Raw genomic sequence first — 4,707 nt, forward strand, 5'->3', positions numbered from 1 at the left:
GGCCAGCGACGGGACGGCGGTCACGGCCTTGACGATGGTCATGGCCGGCACGTTTCCCCGGAGCGACCCGCCGACGCGGTAGCCGGCCCGGAGGTTGTTTCTGCCGCGCCGGGGGGTCCGGCCGTACTGGTTGTCGCCGAAGGCCACCCAGGCGGCGCCGGACTCATCCCGCCGGACCGTGTAGTGGGTGTCGCCGGGTCCGCTGTAAAGAAGGGTCTCGACCTGCTGCCAGGCCCGGAACCCGGTCCCTTCGTCCACGTCCACGGTCAGGGTGCCGTCGATGAGCGGCGACCGCGCCAGGGTGTACTGCTGCCCTGCGGAGCCGTCCGATGACCCGAGGGTTTCGCCGGCCGGGGCCGCGTCGACCTGGACCACGGGCAGGGTCGAAAATCGCTTGTAGGCCCCGCCGTCGGTGTGGGTGATCACGGCCAGGGCATCCAGGTCGATGGAGACGGCGTCGCGGATGTATTCGAACCGGACGGGCTCCCCGGCGGCATCGGGCGCCGCCTGAAACCGCGTGCCGGGGGAGAGGGTGATGAGGCCGGCGGCGGCGGCGTCAAACAGCAGGGTCAGGTCGGCCGACGCCGGGAGGGGCTGCCGGAGTTCGTCGCCGATCAGGCGAAGCAGGTGCATGACGCTGCGCCGCTCCACCGCCGTGGTCAGGTAGCTCTCGTTGACCATCCGGTCCATGTAATAGAAGAGGCTGTCGCCCATGAACGCGAACAGCTCCACCAGAACCACGCCCAGGTCGCTGGGGGAGTGGTCGGTCCAGGCCGGGAGCTTTTCCCGGGCGAGTTCCAGCATGGCCTCGCGAAGGGAGGCGTAGTCCTTATGGGTGTAATCGATTTTGTTCAAGCCGCTGCTGTTCATGGCAACTCCTCTCTTGTCCGATCATCCTTCTCCGGTCAGGGCCGCCTGCTTTTTCCCGTGTCAGATGCCGCCCAGGCCGATGGGTACCGACAGGTTCTGTACCTGCCGGGTCCGGCGGACCACATAGGTAATCTCGGCGACAAGGGCTGCGCCGATCACGGCCACCCGGACCTGGTCCACGGCCACCCGGGGCTCCCATCGGCCGACGGCCTTGGCGATCTGGTGCTGCACGATGGCGCGGAGGGCCTCGTTGTTGGGGTCGTGCACGAGCTGCCGCAGCCCGGCCCCGTAATCCCGGCGCATGACCCGCTCCCCCGCGCCGGTCAGGAGGATATGGATGATATTCTCCTTGAGCTTGTCGGCCCCCCGGGCCGACGCCACGCCGCCCGTATTGGGGTTGATGCGGAAGGGGCTCGAAAAGCCGTAAATCTCTTCGGTCATGACTGGCCTCCGTTCCATGGGTCACTGTCCGCTGCTGCTGAAGGTCACCGGCGCGCCGGTGGCGATGATCAGGCCCATGTCCCCCGTTACATTGACGGGGATGCTGTTGATGGTGACCGTGGGGTTCATGATGCTGGCCTGCACCATGCCCGGCCAGGTGGCGGTGCCCGGATTCCCCTGGGCGCACATGCCCTGGGTGACGATGTTCTTGCCGCTCGCCGTGACGGTGGCATTGAGAGACTCGAAAATCCAGACGTCCACGCCGGTGTCGATGGGAGACGCGGGCGGCGGGGGCAGGATCACGGGCACGCCCTGGCCGTGGGAGGGGCCGGCCCCCTTCTGGGCCACCACCAGGACCTCGAAGGTGTCGACCTTGACCTTGCCGCCGTCTCGGCCGGCAAGGGTCAGCATGCCTTTCAGGTTCAGCAGTCCCGACAGTACCAGGTCCCCCATATCCCCCTCGCTTTCACCCCGGCTATCCGCCGGTGATTTCGTTGCCGCTGATGGTGGTCGACGGCCCCTGGCCCACGGTGACGTCGCCGGTGACGGTCAGGTTGCCGTCCACGGTGACATCGGCCGTGATGGTCACCGTATCGCTCGTGATGGCGATGGCGCTGTCGGCCGCGATCTCGATCTTCATCCCGTCCTTGTGCTCGATGGTGATGTGGCCGTCCTTGTCGATCCGGATGAAGGAGGCCTGCATGTGGTGGATGACGATCTGCTCCTCGCCCTCCGTGTCGTCGATGACGACGACGTGGCCGGAGGCCGTCCGGATCACCTTCTGGGCCTCGGTGGGCGCGGCGTCGTCCGCGGTCATGGGCGCTGCGTCCTTGGGGTACCAGACCCCGGTCCAGACCGGGGTGTTGATGTCGCCCGCCACGAACTCGACCCAGACCTGCTGCCCGACCTCCGGGATGATGAAAAACCCGGGATGAAAGCAGGGCTTGGCCCAGATTTGGACCGGCTGGCGGCCTTCGCCGTCGGGGGTTTCCTCCAGGATGCCCGAGACCTCCACCTGAAGCTCTCCCCGGTGGTCCCCGTAGTCCGAATCGTCCTCGGGCGCCGTGTTGGCAAGGACCAGCCCCGGGTATTTGCCAAAATATTTTTCGATTTCGGCGGCTGATGACGCGCCGCTGCCTGGGTCTTCAACCATATCGTCTACCGCCTGCATTCAATTTCGGTTTGATATCCCTGTTGATTGAGCACATGCCGTACCCGGGTCAGGTACCAGGTGCCCGAAAACCGCCCGCCCACGTCCTGGATCAGGATGCTGCTCTGGGCGCGGATCCGGTGGTTGCCGGTCGTGGTCCCGCTGCCCCGCATCCCCTGGATGCTGGTGCTGAACTGGTTCTCCGCCCGGGTGTCGAGGTCCGCCTGGGACACGAACCCCGGTGTGGCGATCCGCTCCTCGCCGCCCAGCTCCTCCCGCAGGGACTCCTGGACCCCTTCCGCCGCCGAGATGAGGGCCTCGAGCTGGGCGGCGCGGTCCGGCTCCCGCTCGCTGAAGGCCGCCAGATTTTCGTCAAAAAAGCCATCCTCGGACTCCCCTACCTCCTCCACTGGCGCCGTTGTGGCCTCGGTGGCCTCGCCGCTTTCGTAATCGATGCCCGAAAACACGCGGGGGAGCTGGATATTTCCCACGTCGCTGCCGGCCTCGAACTGGATCAGGCGCGCCGGAGCGCCGCATCGCCCGTGGTAGAGGGTGATCTCCGGTTCGGCGGTCATGATGTGGTGCTGGGAGTCGAAGTGGAGGGCGTCCTCCTCGTCCCCGCTGATGACGAACATCTCGGCGCCGTACCGGGCGCCCAGGCGCAGGAGAAACGCCAGGTCGGTCTCGTCCTGCTGCCGGATGCCGTTGCCGGTGAATTCCGGGTCCCCCCGGAGGTTGACCACCACGCTGCCGTTGAAATAGACACCGGCAATCTCCTCCACCAAGGCCGACAGGGCCATGTCGGTCCAGGGCCGGTTGCGTTCCCGGAGCCCCATGCGCATGCTCCCGTCGTAGGCCGTGAGGGTCAGCCGGGGCACCCCGGTTTCGGGGAATGACCCGTCAACCTTGTAGATCCGCCCCCGGAACACGATGGAGTGGTCGTCGGCGGCCCCCAGGTCGACCTCCACCTCCATCCCCTCCTGGAGGGCGTGGCTCAGCACCTTGTAAGGGTCGCTCAGCTCCACGACCAGTTGATGGGGCCGGGAGGCCTCCTCGTCCACGGTCAGGGTGGTGAGGTCGTGGGAGAGGTCGTAGGCCGCCGCCCCCGCGCTCACCGATACCCGGTAGTAGAGATCCCCGGACATGGGCTACCCTCTTGGCGTCCGGGTCGCCACCCGGATGGGCGGAATCACGACGGTCTCCCCCGCCTGCCAGTCCAGGGGGAACCGGCCGGGATTGGCGTCGGCGATGCGGTACCAGAGATCCTCCCGGCCGTAATAGCGCCGGGCCAGGAGGTCCAGGGTCTCGCCGCCCACAATGACGTGGAGGAGGCTGTCGGGATACGACGGCGGAGGCGGCACCCAGCGCTGGGCCAGGCTTACCCGGCCGTCGATGTCGAGAAGCGTTGAACGATAGTATCGGGAATAGATGGAAATCGTCATGATGGTATCCTCGAATGTTCACCGTTTTGAATGCCGTGCCGGCGCACCGCCCCGGCCCGCCCGAACCTAAAACACCCGGATGTTCTGGAGCCCCAGGGCCGCCAGGAGATTCCGGTGCTGCTTGTCGAACTCGTAGAGGGGATGATCGGTCTCCTCCTTCACCACCAGGGTGATGGAGACGTCCGCCCGCACCGGTGCCAGGAGGCTGTTGAACTGGGTCTCGGTGATATTGATCTCGGTCACCACGCACGGCAGGATCTTGGTGCCGAAGCCGAAGATGCAGTCCGGCGGCGACTGGAGGCGCCGGCCCTCGTCCTCCCCGCCCAGGAGCGCCCCCAGGGAGGCCCATGCATCGGCCGCGGGATAGAGAAAGGAGCGCAGCTTGGCCAGCTCGGTGGCGATCCCGTTGTCGAGGGCGGTGGGGTTGATGGCGTTCATCCCCTTCTCCAGGCCGTGGAGCTTGATATCGAAGGAGAGGGTGCGGTGCCCGCCGCCGGTGTAGACCTTGCCGGGGGAGTTGCCGCAGAGGCCGTCGCTCCGGTCCGCATAGTTCACCGTCTTGTTGTCGGTGATCGATTCCGGGTTGAAGGGAAAGGTGAAGATCAACGGCGGAATCACGTCGATATTGGCGATAAATCCTCTCAGCACTTGTCTTTCAGTCATGGGATCACCTCGATGCTGCCGTTTCTGTGGTCATTTTTTTCTTCGCCGCGTCACCGCAGCCGGCCCCGCCGGAACCGGTCGTCCTGGGCCAGCCGCCGGATCCGGTCGGCCAGCCGCCGGGCCATGCGGTCGCCGTCCATC

At 66.4% G+C, this 4,707-nt stretch carries 7 protein-coding genes; all 7 read right to left on the reverse strand.

All coding sequences use genetic code 11. From position 1 onward, the window contains the following. Positions 1-870, reverse strand: an 870-nt coding sequence (locus ACEW8N_RS10685; RefSeq protein ID WP_373499806.1) for a hypothetical protein, incomplete at its 3' end; no start/stop codon positions are given. Positions 871-930: 60 nt separating this feature from the next. Beyond that, a complete protein-coding gene (locus ACEW8N_RS10690; RefSeq protein ID WP_373499807.1) occupies positions 931-1,311 on the reverse strand; it encodes a GPW/gp25 family protein in 381 nt (126 codons plus the stop codon). Between the two features lie 21 nt (positions 1,312-1,332). Next, positions 1,333-1,764 (reverse strand): hypothetical protein, encoded by a 432-nt coding sequence (locus ACEW8N_RS10695; protein WP_373499808.1) that lies wholly within the window; start codon positions 1,762-1,764, stop codon positions 1,333-1,335. A 22-nt stretch (positions 1,765-1,786) separates the two neighbouring features. Next, positions 1,787-2,464 carry a phage baseplate assembly protein V gene (locus ACEW8N_RS10700; RefSeq protein WP_373499809.1) on the reverse strand — a complete coding sequence of 226 codons (678 nt, stop codon included), beginning with the start codon at positions 2,462-2,464 and terminating at the stop codon, positions 1,787-1,789. Positions 2,465-2,469: 5 nt separating this feature from the next. Next, positions 2,470-3,606 carry a phage late control D family protein gene (locus ACEW8N_RS10705; RefSeq protein ID WP_373499810.1) on the reverse strand — a complete coding sequence of 379 codons (1,137 nt, stop codon included), beginning with the start codon at positions 3,604-3,606 and terminating at the stop codon, positions 2,470-2,472. A gap of 3 nt (positions 3,607-3,609) precedes the next feature. Next, positions 3,610-3,903 (reverse strand): tail protein X, encoded by a 294-nt coding sequence (locus ACEW8N_RS10710; RefSeq protein WP_373499811.1) that lies wholly within the window; start codon positions 3,901-3,903, stop codon positions 3,610-3,612. Positions 3,904-3,969: 66 nt separating this feature from the next. After that, complete coding sequence (locus ACEW8N_RS10715; RefSeq protein WP_373499812.1) at positions 3,970-4,566, reverse strand: hypothetical protein; 597 nt, start codon at positions 4,564-4,566, stop codon at positions 3,970-3,972. Positions 4,567-4,707: the final 141 nt, after the last annotated feature.

This window comes from Desulfococcus sp. (assembly GCF_041737845.1).
Lineage (GTDB): Bacteria > Desulfobacterota > Desulfobacteria > Desulfobacterales > Desulfococcaceae > Desulfococcus.